The sequence below is a fragment of the Photobacterium proteolyticum genome, from assembly GCF_001939735.1.
Lineage (GTDB): Bacteria > Pseudomonadota > Gammaproteobacteria > Enterobacterales > Vibrionaceae > Photobacterium > Photobacterium proteolyticum.
Genome location: NZ_MJIL01000097.1, coordinates 52,340 through 70,936, shown reverse-complemented (window position 1 = coordinate 70,936; position 18,597 = coordinate 52,340). Strand labels below are relative to the sequence as shown.

Here is an 18,597-nt window from a genome sequence, read left to right as displayed (position 1 = left end):
ATTGGCTCCGTTGTTTAAGGCCAATACCCATACAGTTTTAGCTACCGTAGCGTTTTTGCCACTCGAGTTCCAGCGCAGTCAGCCAGCTTGGGTGAGGCTCCGGTATAGATTTAAACAGCGAGAAACCCTGAGCGCCCCCTTCGGCTAGCGCACTGTGCTTCAGAACAGACGGATCGCCCCAAATTGAGGAGTCAGCCTTGCGAGCTTGCGCTTCCGGACTCATCAGGAAGTTAATCGCAACCAGAGCCCCTTCTTTAGCCGAGGCATTCCAGGGAACGGCCAAAAAGTGAATATTTGACAATGCACCTTGGTTGAAGGCATAGGTTTGAGCGGTTTCGACCAGATTACCGTGCTCAATGGCAGCCCGCGCAGCATTGGGGTTAAAGGTAATTGCCAGTAACAGCTGCTTGTCATCCAGTAACTGGATGGTTTCGCTGGTACCGGACGGGAAGCGTTTTCCTTGCTGCCAGGATACCGGGTGAAGCTGATCCAGATATTGCCACAGCGGAGCCGTAACCTGGTCAAACTTGGCTTTGTCCTTCTCGCTGTCAAGCGGCTGGTATAAGGCTTCTTTGTTGTCAGTCAGTTCAATCAGGGCCGCTTTGAGGAAGCTACTACCGTGAAACTCCGGCGGCTGCGGGTAACTGACCTTGCCCGGGAACGCTTTTGCCAAACTTAGCAACTCGCTGAAGTTTTGCGGGGGATTATTCAGTGTTTGCTTGTCATGAATGAAGACAAGCTGACCTACCCCCCAAGGCGCTTCGAGACCGTCGGTTGGTTCGGTGAAATCTTCGTCTATCGGCAGAGACTTATCGACGTATTCCCAATTAGGCAACTGCTTGGTAAACGGACCGTACAGAAGGCCACTTTGCTTCATTGAGCGGAAGTTCTCACCATTGATCCAAACCATATCGACACTGCCGCCGCCGTTTTTGCCGGCTGTTTTTTCTGCCAACAGCCGCTGGGTTGTCTCGGCGATGTCGGCCACTTTGACATGCTTTAGCGTCACACCGTATTGGGTCTGGAGCTGACGCCCGGCCCAGCGCAGATAGTCGTTGATTTCCTGGCTGCCTCCCCAGGCATTAAAATAAACTGTTTGTCCCTGGGCTTTAGCGACGGTTTGCTGCCACGTGTCGCTGGCAGCCTCGGTAGAGGCTTGGGCCGGTATCAAGCTGGTAGCAAGCGAAATGGCTGCACCCAACAGTAATTTCTTCATATGATTAACTATCCCTTTCTTCTTTTAATACGGAATTGGCTGTCTCGGAATCTGGCTGCTTTTCGCTATTCTCCTTGCGCATCCAGCCGTGGTATTTCTCAACCCAGGCAAGCAGACCTTTTGGTGCATTGGCTTGTTTCCAGACGCCTGCAGTATATTTGGCCGCTTCGCTCATGGTCGGGTAGGGGTGAACTGTTCCCAGTATTTTGTTCAGTCCTAGTCCGTGACGCATAGCAAGGGTAAACTCGGCAAGTAGCTCACCAGCATTGTTTCCAACAACGGTTGCGCCAAGGATTTTATCCTTTCCTTTCGGCGTAATCACTTTAATAAAGCCATGATCTTCTCCATCTGTGATGGCGCGGTCAAGATCATCAATTCCATAAGTAACGACTTCATAATCAATACCTTGTGCTTCGGCTTCTTTTTCGTTTATTCCTACTCGGGCAACTTCCGGTGAGGTGTAGGTCGCCGCCGGTAGGACAGAGTAGTCCGCCTTGAATTTTTTGAACTGGCCGAACAGCCCGTTGACAGCGGCATACCATGCCTGGTGCGCTGCAGCATGGGTGAGCTGGAACGGACCGGCAACATCACCGACAGCATAGATGTTTGGGTATTCGGTTTGTAAGTACTCATTCACCTGCACAGTACCACGATCAGTTGTGGTTATGCCGAGTTCTTCAAGACCAAACCCTTGTACATTGGCGATACGGCCGAGTGCCAGCATGACGGTATCGAACTCGACAACAACTTGTTGCTTTTCATCGTTGAAATCAAGGTACGCTCGCTGAACCATGTTCCCGTCTTGCTCGGTGACAGATTCAAAGCGCATTGCACGGTGGCCAAGTTTGATATCAACGCCGTCATTGTGCAGGCTTTGCTTAACCAGCTCCGCTGCGTCGTTATCTTCACGGATCAAGAGCTGATCAGCCATTTCTACCAAGGTGACCTCGCTGCCCAGGCGGCTGAAACTTTGTGCCAGTTCACAGCCTATAGGGCCGCCTCCGAGTACCAGCAGGCGCTTCGGTTGCGCTTTAAGCGACCAGATGGAGTCAGAGGTCAGATAGTTGACCGTATCAATTCCCGGAATATTCGGTACCAGCGGACGTGCGCCAGTAGCGATAACGATATTTCTTGTCGTAATACGTTTCCCGTTTACTTCTACTTCCCAAGGCGAGAGGATTTTGGCATCGCCTTCAATGCAGTTGACACCGAGTTTGGAGTAGCGCTCTATCGAATCATGGGGTTCGATCTTGGCAATCACCTTGTGTACCCGTGCCATTACCTTTTCGAAATTAACGTCAGGCTTTCCTGTTGAAATACCAAACTCGTTGGCACGGGATATTTCGGCCATAGTATGGGCGGCACGAATGATCGCCTTAGAAGGAACACAACCCGTGTTGAGGCAGTCACCTCCCATCTTATGCCGTTCGATCAGTGTTACTCTGGCTTTTACCGCAGCTGCGATATAGGAGCTGACCAATCCGCCTGCACCTGCACCGATCACGACCATATTTTGATCGAATTGCGAAGGACGCTGCCAGTTGGCATAGACACGGCGTTGGTTGATCTGGTTGATAACGAATTTGGCCACTAACGGGAAGAGCCCAAGCAATGCCAGTGAAATCAGTACCGGTGCCGAAATGATGCCGCTGAGCGATTCAATTTCACCAAGTTGGGTACCTGCATTGATATATACCATGGTTCCTGCCAGCATCCCGACCTGACTGACGAGGTAGAACATGCGGGTACTGATTGGGGTTAAACCCATGAGCAGGTTGACCACGAAAAAAGGAAATACCGGGATCAGGCGTAAGGTAAATAGGTAAATAGGGCCGTCTTTGGCAATCCCTGCGTTAATCGGTGCCAGACGGTGGCCAAACTTACTCTGGACCCAGTCGCGTAAAATAAAGCGGCTGAACAGGAAAGCCAGGGTTGCACCAATCGTACTGGCAAAGGAAACCAGCAGCAGGCTCCACCAGAACCCAAATAAGGCCGCCCCTAGCAGCGTCATAATAGCTGCTCCCGGCAGCGAGAGGGCTGTAACAATCACGTACAGGACAAAATAGACAGAGCTTGATAAAAGCGGCTGCTGGGCTATGGTGTCTTGCAGTGCAACTTGCTGAGCCTTAGCCTGTTCAAGCGTGAAGTACTGTCCCAGATCGAGAACAAACCATAGGCCAACAAGGCTGCCTATTGCAGCAAGTAACAGGAGTTTTTTTCTATCCATGACTTTACCTTTTATCGTCGTCCGAAGGAGAGGCTATAGGCTCTTCTGTTGGCAGCTGAATATCGTCTGGCTGAATAGGAAGATGGCAAAAATCCTGCTTCGGTACATCAAGGGCTGTGTTAAATTTTGCAGACAGGTTCTGGAATGAAATCAAGGCGGTGAGTTCGACAATGGCATCATCGTCATACCATTGTTTCAGCTGTGCGATCATTTCTTCATCAACACGTTGGCCTGTGATGGTAATGGCTTCCACATAGGCGAGCACGGCACGTTCCTGCTGTTCGAAAAGATCACTGGCTTGCCAGTTGGCGAGTGATTTGATTTTTTCGACAGAGTCGCAACGTTCGGCTAACTTCATGCCATTGGCATCGACGCAAAATTCGCAGTTATTGAGTTGCGACACCCGCACGCAGACCAAAGAACGCGTAACTGGGGTCACAGGTGATGATTTTCGGTCCAGGTAGCCAAAAAAGCCAGCCACAAGCCAGAATAGAGTAGGGCGGCGTCCCCAAAGCAGAGCGGGGTTTAGTACATTACCGTAGTGGCGTTTCTGTAGCCAAAGCAATGGCTTGATAAGTAAAGAATAGTGTTGTTTGGCTGGAATACGCACATGAGCCCCTTAATAATGCCTGTCTGGTTATAACTTTATGCTACAACGAGTATATCAATCTGGTAGATGCAATGATCAAACAAAATACGAGATTGGTATGAGACAGAGACCGAATAAAGGGCAAATTAATTTCAAAAAACTAGGGAAAAATCTTTAATTTCGACTAGTTGAGTGAAATGTAAACAGTTTGGCTCTTTTGCTGTTTTGCCATACTCGGCACTTCAGGCTGTTGTAACAATATATAGCCGGATGCGATAAGCGGCATGACAGCCAAGGCCATCGTTTTACCTATATGGTAGTTGCGGTACCAGTATTTTCTGGAGCGTATTTTCAGCAATATGCCCCAAAGCAGCAATATGACATTAAAGCCAATCGTTAGCGACAGGGTGTCATCAAGTGCGTCTATTGGTGCCAGTTGTCGGGTAACCATAAACAAGGCAGCAGCGGGTGGAAATAAGCTAATGATCACCAAGGCACGCATAAGCTTGGGCCACTTGCAAAACTTGTCTTTGAACATCTGGTCTGCTTGTCCAGGAAAAGGCTTGGAACAGTGCATGACAACCTCCTGCTAGAATGACAGCCCAATTCTACTAATGACAATATTGATGAAAAGGATATTGATGCTTTTATGAACAGCTTTGTGAGAGGTATCAATATTTGACGTTATATGACAAAAAATTGTCATTGGGGGGAGCAAAAAAGTGGTAATAAAATAATTATGCATAAGTGGCTATGCGTATATTTTTATTTCCATTAGTTGGGTATGCTGAAAATAGGTAATAAAAAAAGAGGTGCTTAGCACCTCTTTTTATAAATATCTATAGGGTTGTTCACGGTAATTCAGAAAGAAGTTCCGAACGACGCTGCTTAGTAATTACCGACCAATGCTGGCCGCTAACTGCACCCTCAAGGGCCCATAGCAACTCGATATTTACCGACTCTTGATGGGTTTGCTGCAATGCTTTATAGGCATTGAGTGCACCGGCTTCAAAGAGCTCTTCAACGGTCGTAATACCGGCCTTTTTCAGCATACGTTCGTTAGCTAAACGTAGGTTCGGTAAATCTTTTATACGACTAGGACCTGATTTGCTTTTGGTTTCTTTATCTTGTTTAGCGGCAGTAAAAGAACGCTTCGCTTGGCAAAGAATTTTTCCAGGTTCATCCCACCATTCCTGCGGAATAGCGTAATGCTTAGTCACAACAGGAAACCCGCGCTTTTTATAAACGTAAGGAGTTAAACCTGCCTGCTTAAATTCTTCTTCATTGTCGGCATTAGCTCGGAGATGCAACTTATCGTTTACCACAAGTGCAAACATGGTTTCACCCGCGAATATACCAAAACCGCCAAACATCGAGCGAGATTTTACATTCTCGAAACAATTGAATAATCGTAGTGATTCTTTAAGTACTGGTTTGTCCATGCTTCTTCTCGGTGAAAAATATCTTGAGTCACCTAACAACAGAGCGAGGATTTCAGATTAGCAAATTTCACAAAAAAGTTATGTCAGAAATATGTCAGGATTCATGACATCACTTATTGCTAGATCCATCGGCAACCCCGCTACCATAAGCAACTTAGTTATTGATAAACTAACCACTTTTAGGCCGGAAGCTTTGCGTCCCATCCTTTCGGATGGTTTGCCTTGTTCGTGACTATTTAAGAATATCTCAGATAATATTTTTGAACTTGCTCCCACTTTGAAAACTGTGATCTTGCTTCAAGTAATAGATCCCAGTTATGGGATGAGAGCAGCATAAATGCCTTAAAATATTTACAGTAAAAAAAGAGTTAAAGACAAAAAAAACCGATATCAGATATCGGCTTTTTTGATGGGGGCGTGCTAGGTCATTTATGCGTTCAGGTCTTTTACTGATTTACGTACAACGAGCTCCGGGGCCATCTCAAAGATACGTCGTTCGTGCTCTTTATCTTTGACACGCTCCATCAGGATTTCAATCGCTGTTTTACCCAATCGACGCTTAGGCTGGTGGATTGTAGTAAGAGGTGGCGAGAAATAGGGAGCCAGATCGATGTTGTCGTAACCGATGATAGAGATATCATCAGGAACCCGTAAACCAGCCTGTTCAAAGGTACTGATAAGCGCCATTGCCATAATGTCATTGAAGCAGAAGATTGCGGTTGGACGATCTTTCATGGCAATGAACTTGTTGGCGGCAATAACAGCAGACTCACACTCGAAGTCACCTTCAAGCAGCCAGCTTTCATTGACATCAAGCTTTGCTTCGTCCATCGCTTTATAGAAGCCCTTCAGACGCTCACGACAGGTTGATTTATCTGGGTGGCCAGACAAGCAGCCAATGTTGGTATGACCGTGTTCAATGAAGTATTTGGTCGCAACATAGCCACCGAGTTCAGCGTTGTCCTGGATTTTGTCAGTGTGCGGGCTTTCCGGCCCCCAATCCATGATCACCATCGGCAGATCTTTCTTACGCTCAAGTAGCTCGAGAAGCTTTTCGTCAAGATCAGAGCACATGACCAACAGACCATCAACACGCTTTTCTGCCAGCATGCGCAGGTAATCGCGTTGTTTTTCAAGGTTGCCTTCGGTATTACACAAGATCAGCGTATAGCCTTCACCATAGCAATACTCTTCCACACCATGTACAACCTCGGCAAAGAAAGGGTTAGTCGATTTGGTAACTAGCATACCGATAGTACGGGTTGTATTGCACTTGAGGCTTCGTGCAACAGCACTTGGTGCGTAATTTAATTCATCTACAGCCGCTAATACTTTTTTCTGTGTTGCTTCTGCAACAAAGCGTGTTTTGTTGATCACGTGAGATACTGTTGTCGTTGATACACCAGCCATACGTGCAACATCTTTAATCGTTGCCATATTTATTCTTCTAATAATTTAAGATCAGAGGTCAGAACCGACCATTTCATAATCACTTGTAATCAATAGTACCAAACAGAGTAATTATCTGACTGCATTAGATAATTAGTCTGTTTGGTACAGCGTCTAAAACGCCAAAAAGCCGCTTCATTCACGAGCGGCTTTGTTCTCTTGCCTTACGGGGCGTTTCATTGTGTAATCGCTTGCGTTCACATTCTACTGAGTGTAGCGCACAGTGCAACGTTTCTGTATCCCAACCTTGAAATTCTTGATAGATATCAACAAACTCAATGCGATTTTACACAAACTAGATGCATATCCTATTTAGGTGGCTTCCGAGTAGACCGTTGGTATACCAGAAGATATGACTACCGGATAATCATCTGTCGGATGTGCTGTGATGTGCACAGGCCAGCCGTAAACTCTGTTGATCGTTTCACTGGTCAGAGCCTGCCACGGGGAGCCATCTGCCTGGATTTTTCCTTCGTTGATTATGACCAGGCGATCGGCATACTGTGCAGCCAAATTGAGATCATGGATCACAACGATAACCGCGGCCCCTAAACGGGCAAGTTCGCGGGCAACCTCAAGAGTACGGTGCTGGTGGGCGAGATCAAGTGCGGAGGTTGGTTCATCGAGCATTAGGACACATTGTTCACCTGCATGACTGAGCTGAGTAAGCACTCTGGCAAAATGTACTCGTTGCTTTTCACCACCGGAAAGGGTGGGGTAGAGGCGCTCTCTTAATGAGAGCACATCGACAATCTGCATTTTTTCCTTAGCAATCTGCTGGGTTACAGCATTAGGAATCTGAAGGGGGATGCTGCCAAGCTCTACCACTTCCTGTGCAGTAAAGGCGAAAGTTAAATTACTGTGCTGTGGCAGGACTCCTAGGTGCTTGGCAAGATGTTCTGGTTTAAATTCAGCCCGCGGTTTGCCAAAGAATTCGATGTCTCCCCCTGCATCAACTTCGCCGCACAGTACTTTGAGCAGCGTGCTCTTTCCCGCGCCATTAGGGCCCAGTAGTGCAGTCAGCTCACCACTGGCAATTGAAATGTCGAAGTCACTGAGTAATGTTTTTCCGCCTAGGCTCAAGTGCAAGCCCTTGGCGTTGATGGCAGCTTTCTGCACTGTATCTGATGAAATCATGACATTTTCCCCTTTTGTCTGGTAAGGAGGAGGATAAAGAAAGGTGCACCGAGGATTGCGGTGATGATCCCAACGGGTAATTCTGCCGGGGCGGCAACCACCCGGGCCAGCATGTCGGCGATCAGCAGGATCAGGGCTCCGAGTAGTGCAGATAGCGGTAGCAGTGTCTTGTGGTTTGGCCCGGTAAGCATTCTGCAAAGGTGCGGAATAATGAGGCCGATAAATCCGATAACACCAGTGAGAGAAACGGTAACCCCGACACCGGCGGCACAGAGCAAAATGAGCAGCCGCTTGAGTTTTTGTACATTTACGCCCATGTGCTTGGCTTCACCTTCTCCCAGCAGGAAGGCGTTAAGTGCATTGGCATAGCGGTCGAAAGCCAGTAGCAATACGCCAAGTGTGACAAAGGCAAGGGTGATACCCGGCCAGGTAGCCCCAGCCAGGGAGCCCATAGACCAAAGCGACAAGTCGCGCAGCGCCTGATCGTCGGCAAAGTAATTCATTAATCCAAGCCCGGCTCCGGATAATGCGCCAATAGCGACACCTGCCAACAGCATAATAGTCACAGAGGTACCGTTCTTATCGGTACCAAGCCGATAAACCAGATAGGTACTGGCTGCGCCGCCAATAAAGGCGAACACCGGTACGGTTCCCATGGTAAGTAGAAGCGGAAATGATGCTGCCAGAGGGGCAAAGATAACAATGGCAAGCGCTGCGCCAAGGCTTGCACCCCCTGAAACGCCAATAATACCGGGGTCAGCCAGAGGATTGCGAAAAAGTCCCTGCATGACAGCACCACAGAGTGCCAGTATGCTGCCGACCGCGATACAGAGCAGGGTACGTGGAAGACGAATCTTATGGATCACAATCTCGATATGGGTCGGTAGATCGGTTTGCCATGGTAACAGTGCCTTAAGGCTGTCAGAAAAGCTGATCGCCATAGGTCCGACAGCTACCGACGTGATGACGGCAATTGTGAGTAGCAAAAAGCTCAATGGAAAGATAATGCCGACAGGCATTCGCTGGGGCTGTAGTGTTCTTGAGTGCATAAGTAACCGTAGAAAGCTTCAGGATCAGTGGTTGTAGAAAACGCTATTTAGGCGCTCGGCTTCGCTCAGGCTTTTTAGGCCAAGGCCGCCAATAAGTGCGGTACCGTCAATGGTGGCAAGTGCTTTATTTTGTCCGGCTGGTGTTGCTGCCAGTAGCGGCATCTTTTTAAGCAGATCCTCGATGCTGCCGATATTGTGCAGTGTACGGGAGCTGATCAAAATAATGTCTGGCTGCATTTGAACCATGGCTTCGGTCGATATCGGTTTATATGATTCCACTGCACTGGCGGCAGGATTGATTGCACCAGCAAGTCGGATGACGGTATCAGCCGTAGTGTTACGCCCGGCAACGTTAGCGGGACGGCCATCATGAATCATCAGGAAGAGGACTTTCTTGCGCTCTTTATGAGCGGCAAGGGTAGCATTGATCGCCGTAACCTGCTGTTTTACGACAGCGTGCAGTTGGTTGGCTTCCGTTTTTTTATTCGTTAACAGGGCGATTTCATCAATCCGAGCCAGTAAATCATCGACAGTTTCACCAGAATTAACAATATCGACCTCAATACCGGCTTGCTGGATCAGTTCCAAGGTCGTTTTGGGACCCATTTCGTTCGAACCTAATAACCGGGTCGGGTTGAACGCAATTAAACTCTCAGCAGATAGCTGGCGGTGATATCCCAGAGTCGGAACTGAGCTGTCGACCATCGATTTGCTGGTAATGTCGACAGCAACAAGCTGCTCTTGAGCCTCAAGCGCATAGATGAGTTCTGTAATGGCGGCACCGGCACTGATGATGCGTTCATTGGCCCAGACGGAACAGGCAGCAAATAGTAATGTAGTAGCCAGAGCGATACGCTTCATGAGTTGTCCTCTTCCATTAATAGTTGGGTGGCTTTTATGTCATGTTGTTGAAGAAAGGCGAGTAACTTAAGCATGTTCTCCACTGAGCCAGCCTTATCGGCGCCGATAACCACTGGCTTCTCCGGGTTGGTTTTGATTTCTTTGAGCACTGCCTGCTGAAACGCTTCCCACCCTTCTACCGCTTTGCCTTGCAAGGCCCAGTAAGGTGGCTGTGCTGTCAGGTTGATCGTGACAGGATCGGAGTCGGTGGTTTGCAGCACTTTTGTTTCTGTCTGAGGCAGCTCGACCTCAAGTGACTCCAGCTTGACACTGGCAGTGAGGAGCAGAAAAACCATGACGATAAAAATGATGTCCAGCAGTGGCGTCAGATCAGGGGTGAGCTCATTTTCGAACTGGCCGGTATTGTTGGTGCGGATCATTGCTGAACCCCGGCCTGATTATGTTGCATGAGAGAGTCAGGCTGGCCGTTCGGAACCAGATTCAGCCCTTCGAGCCATAGGTTGCAATAATTGAGGGTATGTTCCAGCTTAGCCGTCACCTTGTCTGCCCAAAGCCCGAGTAGCTGGGCACCGGTAATTGCCGGCAAGGCAATGATCAGTCCTGCCGCAGTGGTACGCATCGCCAGTCCCAGGCCATCGGCCAGATCGTTAGGGGTTACAGAGCCGGTTGAAACCGCGATGCCTTTGAACATTTCTATCAGACCGAGCACTGTTCCCAGTAGGCCGAGCAGGGGACTAATGACGCCAATTAAGGTCAGTAGTCGCAAGCCAGAACGAAGCTGGGTACGTTTTTGCTGCAGCCAGATCCCTGCCGCATCTTCACGTAGCGGTTTGTTGAAGTGCCGGTGAGAGATAAGCATTGCTACGCCCTTATAGAGTAATGGACGCTGACTATTCAGGTTTTCAGCAAATTGGTTGAGTGACGAATCATCGTTACGGTCTTGCCTGGCAAGCAAGGCCGTAATTTTGTTTCTTCCGACTCCTGTACACAACAAGACCTGAATACACCTCTCTAATAGGATCATCACGGTAAGTGCCGAACAAATAAGAAGTGGCCAGGTCATTAGGCCAAATTGGTTTTGTAGCTGATAGATGTTGTCCATTGTTTAATCCAACTTAAAACGAACAGGAATTTGTACACGGTGTGCAATTGCTTGTCCGTCTACGGTATGAGAAGAGAATTGCCAGCGTTTTATGGCTTCAATAGCTGCTTTATCAAGCACTTGGGCACCAGAAGATTGTACGAGTGTCTGTTTGATCTGTTTGCCATTTTTGTCGATCCATACCTCAATCATTACTTGTCCTTCTATACCTCGACGCTTTGCGATTTTGGGGTATTTGACCGGGCTCGGGCGGGTTGCAAATGTCGGACGGGTAACCAGCCTGGGAGAACTATTCACTCCAGCGGCTTGTTCAGATTTCATCTCTGCTTTGGGTTTAGCGACCGATTTTGGCGTTGCTGGCTTGGCCTCGTCCACTTTCTTTGGTGGCTCTGGCTTATCAATCTTTTTGGTAACCTCTTTGACCGGGTTTTCTGATACTTTTTTTGGCTCCGGCTTGGTTATCTTAGGTTCAGGTTCAGGTTCAGGTTCAGGTTTAGGTTTAGGTTTAGGTTTAGGTGCCAGTGCTTTTTTCACGGCCTCAGGCTCTTTCTTTTTGACCAGCTTTTTGACTTTCGTTTCTTTTACTACCGGCATGGGTTCGGAAACCGGTGTCGTTTTTTGAACGGCTTCTTGAGCCACTTCCTTTACTACTGTTGGCTGAGGTGCGGGTTTGGGAGCGGATACAAGGTTCAGTGATACTCGAGTCGACTCAGTACCGACGGGCATAGCCATGACAATCTTGTTGGGGACTGCTGACAGAAGGACGCTGTGGATAATTATCGATGTAGCGCCGGCAATTACATATCGTTTTGTGTTCACTGATTTTTCTCCATCTCACAAGGTCAATCGCCTGTTAGTTAGTTTTATAATCACTTCAATACTTTTCGTGAATAAATTTCTGATTTAAATATAAAAAGCTAATAACAGAACTATCAAAAGTCAGTTTTGGGGTGAGAATGTTCTTCATTATCCATAAAGATTAAATAATATCAATTATCATTTGCAATCTCATTTGCGCGAAATTATGATGCTTGCAAATAAGATTGTTTATCATTTGGGCGCAGAAAAGCGCTTTCAGGTATAGGGCTTTTAATGCCTCTGAGTGGTACAAAAAATAATGAAAGTAATCAGCAAGCTGCTCAACGAATAATCATCATGAATCAGTCTTATGATGACTGTCTTGATAGCTGATAAAGAGATTTGGTGAGGAGGAGCAGACCATCGTTTGCTCGTATTACCTATGAATGTAGAACAACAGATAAACCCTGAAAATCTAACCATTGAAATAACGGGTAAAAACACGCCTGACCCTCTGCGGTTTGCTTTTTCAAGTAAACGTTCGGCGCATGCAGGGGGAATGAGTGCCATGGTTGCTGAAGAGGAACGGCAACCGATGATTCTAACCGCCCTGAATAGTGAAATGGCGGCAAATCAAAATGGAAAGCGATGCCTATATGTTCACATTCCGTTTTGTAGAGTCCGGTGCACCTATTGCAATTTTTTCCAGTATGCATCGAGCCAGTCTCTAATTGACGAGTATTTTGAAGCCTTAATGGCTGAACTGACGTTCAAGGCAAAGATGCCATGGACGCAGTCAGCACCGTTTCATGCGGTCTATATTGGTGGCGGAACCCCAACGGATCTGACGCCCGCCCAGGTTAACCGCCTTGGCAAAATGATACGCCAACATTTTCCGCTTACTACAGATTGTGAACTCACGCTTGAAGGTCGTATTAATCGCTTTGATGACAGTATGTTCGATGCGGCGCTAGACGGGGGATTTAATCGCTTTTCCTTCGGGGTACAGAGCTTTGATACGCAAGTACGGAGAAAGGCAAAGCGACTTGATGACCGCGATGTTGTCCTCAAGCGTATACAGGAATTAAGCGCGACCAATGCGGCACCTATTGTGATTGATCTTCTGTATGGCCTGCCTTTCCAGGATATCGCTATCTGGCAGCAAGATCTGAATGACTTTTTAGATAGCGGTGCCCATGGCGTTGATCTGTATCAGCTGATCGAAATGGGTGGAACTCCGATGAAAGGCATGGTCGAGCAAGGTCGCCTGCCAGATCCGGCCGACACTCCGACAAAAGCAACGATGTTCGAAAATGGTGTGAGCTTTATGGCCAAGCATCACCTTCGCCGCTTAAGTGTCAACCACTGGGCTCGCGATAACAGAGAACGTAGCATTTACAACAGCCTGGCGAAAACGTCAGCCGAAGTACTGCCATTGGGTGCAGGCGCCGGCGGTAATTTGGGTGGCTTTGGCCTTATGCAGCAACGGAACCTGGATGACTACATTGCTGCTGTGAAAGCGGAGCAAATCCCGGTAGTCATGATGACGCGTGTTGCCTCTCAGGCTGCGCTGCACTCTGAAGTCAAAGCGAGCTTTGATCGGGGATTTTTGTCTGCTGCTGAATTGAGTAACAAGTTCGGCTGGGACATTTTCCATTATTGCCGACCGCTGTTTGCTATCTGGCAGCGCAATGGATTGGTAAACCTTGAAGGTGACTATTTGTCACTTACATTGGCTGGAGAGTTCTGGTCAGTGTCGCTGGCGCAGGCAATGATAGAAGTATTGCAAAAGTACCCATTGTCGAAAGCCGCCTAATATTTAGCTATATAAATAAGTTATCAAAGGTGTTCTGAATACGGCGTCCTGAGTTAGCTTAGAAATGACCTTATCTGGAGAAATACTGTGTTCGAGAACAAGTCTTTTGAAGCAATGAAGTCCCAAGTTGCTGAACTACTGGCATCCGATCCTAAGCTGCATGCAATGGCTATTGCTGAGACTTTAGGTGTAACAGAAGGTGAGGTAGTAATGGCATTTCCTGACGAACTGGTTGTGCCTGTGCCGGGAGAGGATGCAAAAGTTATTCTTGAAGATTTACCAGCCTGGGGACAAGTCACGACTATTGTTCACTCTATGGGGTCAATTTTTGAGGTGAAAGCGCCGTTTCCGAAAGGCAAGGAAGCGCGTGGCTATTACAACTTAATGGGGAAACCAGGGGAGTTACACGGTCACTTGCGTTTAGACCTTGTCACAGATATTGCGTTGGTCAGTAAATCGTTCATGGGACAGGAAAGTTATTTTATCGGTTTTTTTGCTCAAGCCGGTGAATGTGTTTTTAAAGTCTATCTGGGGCGTGACAAGCAACGTCAGCTATTTCCGGATCAAATCGAAAAATTCAAACAATTAAAACAAAAATACCTTGGAGAAAAGTAAACATGAATGAAGTAAAGCAAGAACGCCTTCAAAATCGACTTGGCCCTGAAATCAAAGAGTTTCGAGAATCATGTCTGACACTGCAATTGGCAACCGTGGATGCCGAAGGCAAGCCTAACGTTAGCTATGCGCCGTTTGCCCTGCTGGAAGATGGCTACTATGTGTTAATCAGCCAAATTGCCAAACATGCCCGTAACCTGCTTGAAAATCCGCAGGTATCATTGATGATGATTGAAGATGAGGGGACATCGAAGACCATCTATGCACGCAAGCGATTGACCTTTGAGGCAAACGTGGTTGTAGTAGAACGAAACAGTGAACGCTGGCTTGTTGCTGTAGAGGGATTGAAAGCGCGCTTTGGTGAGGTAGTCGATGGTTTAAGTGGCCTGGAAGACTTTACTTTGTTCCGCCTTGAGCCAACTCAAGGGTTGTTTGTGAAGGGGTTTGGCCAGGCATTTCAGGTAAGCGGTGACGATCTGGTTGATTTTGTTCATTTGCAGGAAGGGCATAAACGAATCAAGGACGGCAGCGAGATCACGACACCAAACGAAGAATTATAGTTAGCAAGAACTAACAAGAACTAACAAGAATTAAGAACAAGGGCCTGGGTGGTTATTCATGCAGCATATCGCTGCTTGGCAATCGACAGGTCTTTGTTCGTTTAGGTCGTTATTACGGACTCTGACGGAATCGCTTGATCCGGATCATCGTAATACGAGGGCTCGCTTGCTGAGCAAAAAAAACGTGTGATAATTATTCTATTGATGACAAAAAAAACGAGTTTCATTTATGTCCAGTGATACTAAAAGCGGTGTGCGCTTTGCGTATATCGCCAGTTTTCTAACCCCTTTGACTTTTATGATATCAGGCATTGTTGCTGTTATTTATTCTGCTTATAAGTTGAATAAGGGCACCGATGAGCTGACATACAGCCATTATTACACCATCATCCGTACCTTCTTCTTATTCTTCACTTTCTTTGTGGTATTGGGTGTAACGGCTGCTACGACCAGCGGTATGGTTGCCGGTGCTGAATACTGGGTACAGAGTGATTTTCTCGATAAGCTACTAAGCGCTATTCCGGTTGTTGGGCTTGTGATTGCTGCATTGGCAATCGTTAAATGGTTCGTCAAGCATATTCAGGGGATGAAATTGCTTAGTCAGAATAAAGCGATAGAGCTATAAGCAACATTGTATGACACACTGAAACCGGAATGAATTATCGTTCCGGTTTTTTTATGTCCTTACCACTATCGCGGAAGTGATCACCTACTTGCCGGAGTCGGGCTATATTTTCATTGATATCCCCGTAAAGGTGGGAGGAGGTAACTTATGGCAAGTGTGTCTGTTGGTCTCGATAAGGAGAGAGCACGCCAAGTTTCCCGTCAATTGGATCGCAATAAACGCAAGAACATGCACGAAGGGATAGCACCCTGGTGTGACTGCTGTGTTTGCGAAGCCGAGCCGTATTGGGCCGAAGTGGCAGAAGAAATGGGAATCAATCTAAGTGATTATGAAGATGATTGTTCATAGCTTGATCAATGAGAGGACTTACCGCAATAGGTTTATTGCGGTGAGGAGTTGTTGTCACACGGTCAGTTCCAGACGATTGCCTTCCGGGTCTAGAATGACACTTTCATAGTAACCATCACCGGTCCAGCGCGGACCGTCCAGGAGCTTGAAACCGTCAGCGGTAAATCTCTCAGTCATTTGATTCACTTTTTCTTCAGAGCCCAGAGAAAAAGCAATATGCGCCAGTCCGGTGAACTGAATATAAGGATCGGCAGGTAGCACCTGAAAAGAGTCCATATTCATCAGCTCAATGCGTGGCCCGTCTGGCAGCGTCAAAAAATATGATGAAAACTTCTTTTCCGGGTTTTTATATATATCACTGCACTTGGCGTCAAAATAACGCTGGTAAAACAGTTTCATGGTTTCAAGGCAATTACACCAAATCGCGACATGTTCAATCTTCATTTCCGCTCCTGATTATCCTGGGTATCCCAGTCGTAAAGTGACAGCAGTGAGGACATATAAAGAATGGCTTCTTGCTCAAGAACACTATGCGCGGTATTCAACCGTGAACGATAGTACTCAGCTAATGCTGTACCGCCTGCTTTCTGATGAATGATACTTTTGATACTGGCTAACATATCTTCGTCCTCCACTGTTTGGGTATATTATTCATTTAAACTAGGAACAAAAACACAGACATTAATTTTTGGATTTCTTCCTGTTATCAGCGATTTTTCTGGTTTAATGTAGAAGTTAGCTCGAAATTAATGAAAATGAGGAAGTAACAGAGATGGGCGGGGCTGGTTTTGTTGAAGGATAAATTACTGCTTTACTATACACGCACGGCTAAGCTCGGGGTGAGAAAGGAGATCCTAATTACCCTTCATGATGTTGCGGAAGCTATGTTTACCAGCCCCCGGCACAGCAGAACGTTACTGAAGGAAATGCACACTGTCGGTTGGCTGGAGTGGGTGCCAAAGGTGGGGCGTAACCAACGCTCTTTACTTCATCTTAAATACAGTCCTGATGAACTGAGAGCCGATCTTGCCAAGCAGCATATCTCGACTGGAAAGTATGAAAAAGCACTGGCACTTATCGATAATGACCAAGTGCTCTTTGGCCAGTTGTTACAGACGACATCAGGTGCCTCTCGGCGTGAGGGGTTGCTGCATATTCAGCTTACCTACCGTCGTCCGTTTTCACCGATACTGCCTCATGTAGCGCAGAGAAACAGTGAGCGTTTTTTTCTGCGTCAGGTCTATAGCTGTCTGACTTCCTGTGATGAGAATGGGACCCTTACCCCGCAGTTAGCCCATCACTGGACCTATCATGAAGAGGCATGTCGATGGCGTTTTTACTTGCGTCCGCAGCTTTCGTTTCATGACGGTAAGGAGATTAATGCAGAAAAAGTCGCCGAGCTGTTTAGAGACCTCAAGGCACTGCCTGAATATCAAAAAGAGCTGGCTCATATGGACAGCGTTTCTGTGATTAATCCGCATTGCGTCGAGTTCACGTTAAGCCAGCCAGATCCTGGCCTTGCCGGGTTAGTCTCTGATGTCAGGTATTCGATCCAGCCTGCTAAGCAACTCGAACAGGCAGCCATGATCGTCGGAAGTGGTGCATTTCAGGTTCAGGAGCACTCTGGCAAGCGGCTACACCTACAGGCGTTTGATAACTATTACGGATGCCGGGCACTGACTGATTCTGTCACGGTATGGCAAGTGTCTGCGCAAGCTAGCAGCGCATTTGGTAAAACTGTACTTCAGGCTGATATTGCTCAAGAAAGCCAGTCCAGTTGCTCGCATTATGTTTCCATCAGTGGGGAGGGCGAGGGGAGCGAAGAGAGCCAGCAGACCAGAATTGAAAACGGCTGTTTGCTGATGCTGTTTAACCATCAGTCCGGGCTCCAATTGCTGCAACGGAAATACCTTGCCCAGCTTCTGTCAACGGATGATCTGATGGCGAAGTTGCGACAGCTCAACACCCACATAGAGGCGGTTCCTGCTCGCAATCTGCTCCCAAGCTGGACCAGAATCTACAGGCCAAAGGCTGCACAACAGCAGTTGCCTAAAAGGCTAACCATTGCTGTTTTCGATCATAAGGCCCTGGTTGACTGCTCGAAAGCCATCAGCGATATTTTGCGACAGGCTGGGATTGAGTGTCAGGTAACAGTGTATGCGTTTGATGACTTTCATGACAAGGCCCGCAGGGAGGCTTTAGGTGAGGACCTTGTCCTGACCAGCCTGAACCTGGATGACAATCGTCCTACTTCAGCATTTCGCTGGATGCTGTCTAATTCTGTGCTCCATCAGTGTATGTCCCCTGATGATAGCCAATGGTTAGACTCTGTGTTGATGAACATTCGCCAGCACAGTCCTTTGGATGAGTATCTTAGCGAGCTGGATGCTATTGCTACTGTGATGCTCAATGAGCACTGGTTAATGCCTTTGTTCCACCACCGGCAGACACTGCGCTTCGAGGGCATACTAAAGGGAGTGTCTATGACTGCCTGGGGCTGGCCGGCAATTAAGGACGTCTGGTCTGAAGATTAAAGTATTGAGAAATAAACGGTTGATTTTGCAGATTATCTATTTTAGTTTGAAACTATTATGACGATGATGACTGCACTTACTCACCCTCTATGTTGTTGCTGTAAATACTTAATTTACGGCCGCTTTCGTGTAGCTATCACCTAGCAAATCTATCGCCTAGAAAAGCTATCCGCTAACGAATATATCGCACTATCTCCCAGGCCGTTGATGTTTACATCCGCGGCCTTTT

At 47.4% G+C, this 18,597-nt stretch carries 20 protein-coding genes and 1 riboswitch; of the genes, 6 read left to right on the top strand and 14 right to left on the bottom strand.

All coding sequences use genetic code 11. The annotated features are described in order from the left end of the window. Positions 1-37: 37 nt before the first annotated feature. The 12 genes from BIT28_RS25720 to BIT28_RS25665 all read right to left on the bottom strand — a co-directional run bounded on the left by BIT28_RS25720 (position 38) and on the right by BIT28_RS25665 (position 11,711). Complete coding sequence (locus BIT28_RS25720) at positions 38-1,216, bottom strand: ABC transporter substrate-binding protein (RefSeq protein ID WP_075767817.1); 1,179 nt, start codon at positions 1,214-1,216, stop codon at positions 38-40. 4 nt (positions 1,217-1,220) lie between these two features. After that, positions 1,221-3,443 carry a dihydrolipoyl dehydrogenase gene (gene lpdA, locus BIT28_RS25715; protein ID WP_075767816.1) on the bottom strand — a complete coding sequence of 741 codons (2,223 nt, stop codon included), beginning with the start codon at positions 3,441-3,443 and terminating at the stop codon, positions 1,221-1,223. A 4-nt stretch (positions 3,444-3,447) separates the two neighbouring features. Further along, complete coding sequence (locus BIT28_RS25710) at positions 3,448-4,053, bottom strand: carboxymuconolactone decarboxylase family protein (RefSeq protein WP_075767815.1); 606 nt, start codon at positions 4,051-4,053, stop codon at positions 3,448-3,450. A gap of 163 nt (positions 4,054-4,216) precedes the next feature. Next, positions 4,217-4,609 (bottom strand): hypothetical protein, encoded by a 393-nt coding sequence (locus BIT28_RS25705; RefSeq protein WP_245823891.1) that lies wholly within the window; start codon positions 4,607-4,609, stop codon positions 4,217-4,219. 274 nt (positions 4,610-4,883) lie between these two features. After that, positions 4,884-5,474 (bottom strand): TfoX/Sxy family DNA transformation protein, encoded by a 591-nt coding sequence (locus BIT28_RS25700; RefSeq protein WP_075767814.1) that lies wholly within the window; start codon positions 5,472-5,474, stop codon positions 4,884-4,886. A 127-nt stretch (positions 5,475-5,601) separates the two neighbouring features. Then, positions 5,602-5,706: riboswitch (cyclic di-GMP riboswitch) on the bottom strand. Between the two features lie 197 nt (positions 5,707-5,903). Further along, positions 5,904-6,911: an HTH-type transcriptional repressor PurR gene (gene purR, locus BIT28_RS25695; RefSeq protein WP_075767813.1), complete on the bottom strand. Its 1,008-nt coding sequence runs from the start codon at positions 6,909-6,911 to the stop codon at positions 5,904-5,906. Positions 6,912-7,235: 324 nt separating this feature from the next. Continuing rightward, complete coding sequence (locus BIT28_RS25690) at positions 7,236-8,060, bottom strand: heme ABC transporter ATP-binding protein (protein ID WP_075767812.1); 825 nt, start codon at positions 8,058-8,060, stop codon at positions 7,236-7,238. Next, positions 8,057-9,109 (bottom strand): FecCD family ABC transporter permease, encoded by a 1,053-nt coding sequence (locus BIT28_RS25685; RefSeq protein ID WP_075767811.1) that lies wholly within the window; start codon positions 9,107-9,109, stop codon positions 8,057-8,059. Before BIT28_RS25685 ends, BIT28_RS25690 begins: the two co-directional genes overlap by 4 nt. A gap of 24 nt (positions 9,110-9,133) precedes the next feature. Then, a complete protein-coding gene (locus BIT28_RS25680) occupies positions 9,134-9,970 on the bottom strand; it encodes a heme/hemin ABC transporter substrate-binding protein (protein WP_075767810.1) in 837 nt (278 codons plus the stop codon). Continuing rightward, positions 9,967-10,389, bottom strand: a complete 423-nt coding sequence (locus tag BIT28_RS25675; protein ID WP_075767809.1) for an ExbD/TolR family protein — start codon at positions 10,387-10,389, stop codon at positions 9,967-9,969. Before BIT28_RS25675 ends, BIT28_RS25680 begins: the two co-directional genes overlap by 4 nt. Beyond that, positions 10,386-11,072, bottom strand: coding sequence for a MotA/TolQ/ExbB proton channel family protein (locus tag BIT28_RS25670; RefSeq protein ID WP_075767808.1), 687 nt, complete (start codon positions 11,070-11,072; stop codon positions 10,386-10,388). The genes BIT28_RS25675 and BIT28_RS25670 overlap by 4 nt, the downstream gene beginning before the upstream one ends. A 3-nt stretch (positions 11,073-11,075) precedes the next feature. Further along, the gene (locus BIT28_RS25665; protein ID WP_245823889.1) at positions 11,076-11,711 is read right to left on the bottom strand and encodes an energy transducer TonB; all 636 of its coding nucleotides are present in this window, start codon (positions 11,709-11,711) and stop codon (positions 11,076-11,078) included. Positions 11,712-12,312: 601 nt separating this feature from the next. On the opposite strand from BIT28_RS25665, the gene hutW reads away from it, so the two are divergent. From hutW to BIT28_RS25640, 5 genes are all read left to right on the top strand, one after another. After that, the gene (hutW, locus tag BIT28_RS25660; RefSeq protein ID WP_075767806.1) at positions 12,313-13,686 is read left to right on the top strand and encodes a heme anaerobic degradation radical SAM methyltransferase ChuW/HutW; all 1,374 of its coding nucleotides are present in this window, start codon (positions 12,313-12,315) and stop codon (positions 13,684-13,686) included. Between the two features lie 114 nt (positions 13,687-13,800). After that, positions 13,801-14,301: a heme utilization cystosolic carrier protein HutX gene (gene hutX / locus BIT28_RS25655; RefSeq protein WP_175577617.1), complete on the top strand. Its 501-nt coding sequence runs from the start codon at positions 13,801-13,803 to the stop codon at positions 14,299-14,301. A 2-nt stretch (positions 14,302-14,303) separates the two neighbouring features. Beyond that, on the top strand, positions 14,304-14,861 hold the full coding sequence (gene hutZ, locus BIT28_RS25650) for a heme utilization protein HutZ (RefSeq protein WP_075767804.1): 558 nt from the start codon (positions 14,304-14,306) through the stop codon (positions 14,859-14,861). Positions 14,862-15,090: 229 nt separating this feature from the next. Beyond that, on the top strand, positions 15,091-15,486 hold the full coding sequence (locus tag BIT28_RS25645; protein ID WP_075767803.1) for a hypothetical protein: 396 nt from the start codon (positions 15,091-15,093) through the stop codon (positions 15,484-15,486). Between the two features lie 147 nt (positions 15,487-15,633). Then, positions 15,634-15,834, top strand: a complete 201-nt coding sequence (locus BIT28_RS25640) for a hypothetical protein (protein WP_075767802.1) — start codon at positions 15,634-15,636, stop codon at positions 15,832-15,834. A 54-nt stretch (positions 15,835-15,888) separates the two neighbouring features. On the opposite strand, the gene BIT28_RS25635 is transcribed toward BIT28_RS25640, so the two are convergent. Together BIT28_RS25635 and BIT28_RS25630 are read right to left on the bottom strand one after the other, a co-directional pair. After that, positions 15,889-16,278, bottom strand: a complete 390-nt coding sequence (locus BIT28_RS25635; RefSeq protein ID WP_075767801.1) for a VOC family protein — start codon at positions 16,276-16,278, stop codon at positions 15,889-15,891. Further along, positions 16,275-16,454 (bottom strand): hypothetical protein, encoded by a 180-nt coding sequence (locus BIT28_RS25630; protein ID WP_075767800.1) that lies wholly within the window; start codon positions 16,452-16,454, stop codon positions 16,275-16,277. The genes BIT28_RS25635 and BIT28_RS25630 overlap by 4 nt, the downstream gene beginning before the upstream one ends. A gap of 168 nt (positions 16,455-16,622) precedes the next feature. Between BIT28_RS25630 and BIT28_RS25625 the strand changes: the two genes are divergently transcribed. Beyond that, complete coding sequence (locus BIT28_RS25625) at positions 16,623-18,368, top strand: SgrR family transcriptional regulator (protein WP_075767799.1); 1,746 nt, start codon at positions 16,623-16,625, stop codon at positions 18,366-18,368. Positions 18,369-18,597 lie beyond the last annotated feature (229 nt).

What these genes read in the sequence shown, in the direction of transcription:
- BIT28_RS25720 (WP_075767817.1), bottom strand. Translation starts at nt 1,216, where the DNA reads ATGAAGAAATTACTGTTGGGTGCAGCCATTTCGCTTGCTACCAGCTTG.
- lpdA (WP_075767816.1), bottom strand. Translation starts at nt 3,443, where the DNA reads ATGGATAGAAAAAAACTCCTGTTACTTGCTGCAATAGGCAGCCTTGTT.
- BIT28_RS25705 (WP_245823891.1), bottom strand. Translation starts at nt 4,609, where the DNA reads ATGCACTGTTCCAAGCCTTTTCCTGGACAAGCAGACCAGATGTTCAAA.
- BIT28_RS25700 (WP_075767814.1), bottom strand. Translation starts at nt 5,474, where the DNA reads ATGGACAAACCAGTACTTAAAGAATCACTACGATTATTCAATTGTTTC.
- purR (WP_075767813.1), bottom strand. Translation starts at nt 6,911, where the DNA reads ATGGCAACGATTAAAGATGTTGCACGTATGGCTGGTGTATCAACGACA.
- BIT28_RS25690 (WP_075767812.1), bottom strand. Translation starts at nt 8,060, where the DNA reads ATGATTTCATCAGATACAGTGCAGAAAGCTGCCATCAACGCCAAGGGC.
- BIT28_RS25685 (WP_075767811.1), bottom strand. Translation starts at nt 9,109, where the DNA reads ATGCACTCAAGAACACTACAGCCCCAGCGAATGCCTGTCGGCATTATC.
- BIT28_RS25680 (WP_075767810.1), bottom strand. Translation starts at nt 9,970, where the DNA reads ATGAAGCGTATCGCTCTGGCTACTACATTACTATTTGCTGCCTGTTCC.
- BIT28_RS25675 (WP_075767809.1), bottom strand. Translation starts at nt 10,389, where the DNA reads ATGATCCGCACCAACAATACCGGCCAGTTCGAAAATGAGCTCACCCCT.
- BIT28_RS25670 (WP_075767808.1), bottom strand. Translation starts at nt 11,072, where the DNA reads ATGGACAACATCTATCAGCTACAAAACCAATTTGGCCTAATGACCTGG.
- hutW (WP_075767806.1), top strand. Translation starts at nt 12,313, where the DNA reads ATGAATGTAGAACAACAGATAAACCCTGAAAATCTAACCATTGAAATA.
- hutX (WP_175577617.1), top strand. Translation starts at nt 13,801, where the DNA reads ATGAAGTCCCAAGTTGCTGAACTACTGGCATCCGATCCTAAGCTGCAT.
- hutZ (WP_075767804.1), top strand. Translation starts at nt 14,304, where the DNA reads ATGAATGAAGTAAAGCAAGAACGCCTTCAAAATCGACTTGGCCCTGAA.
- BIT28_RS25645 (WP_075767803.1), top strand. Translation starts at nt 15,091, where the DNA reads ATGTCCAGTGATACTAAAAGCGGTGTGCGCTTTGCGTATATCGCCAGT.
- BIT28_RS25640 (WP_075767802.1), top strand. Translation starts at nt 15,634, where the DNA reads ATGGCAAGTGTGTCTGTTGGTCTCGATAAGGAGAGAGCACGCCAAGTT.
- BIT28_RS25635 (WP_075767801.1), bottom strand. Translation starts at nt 16,278, where the DNA reads ATGAAGATTGAACATGTCGCGATTTGGTGTAATTGCCTTGAAACCATG.
- BIT28_RS25630 (WP_075767800.1), bottom strand. Translation starts at nt 16,454, where the DNA reads ATGTTAGCCAGTATCAAAAGTATCATTCATCAGAAAGCAGGCGGTACA.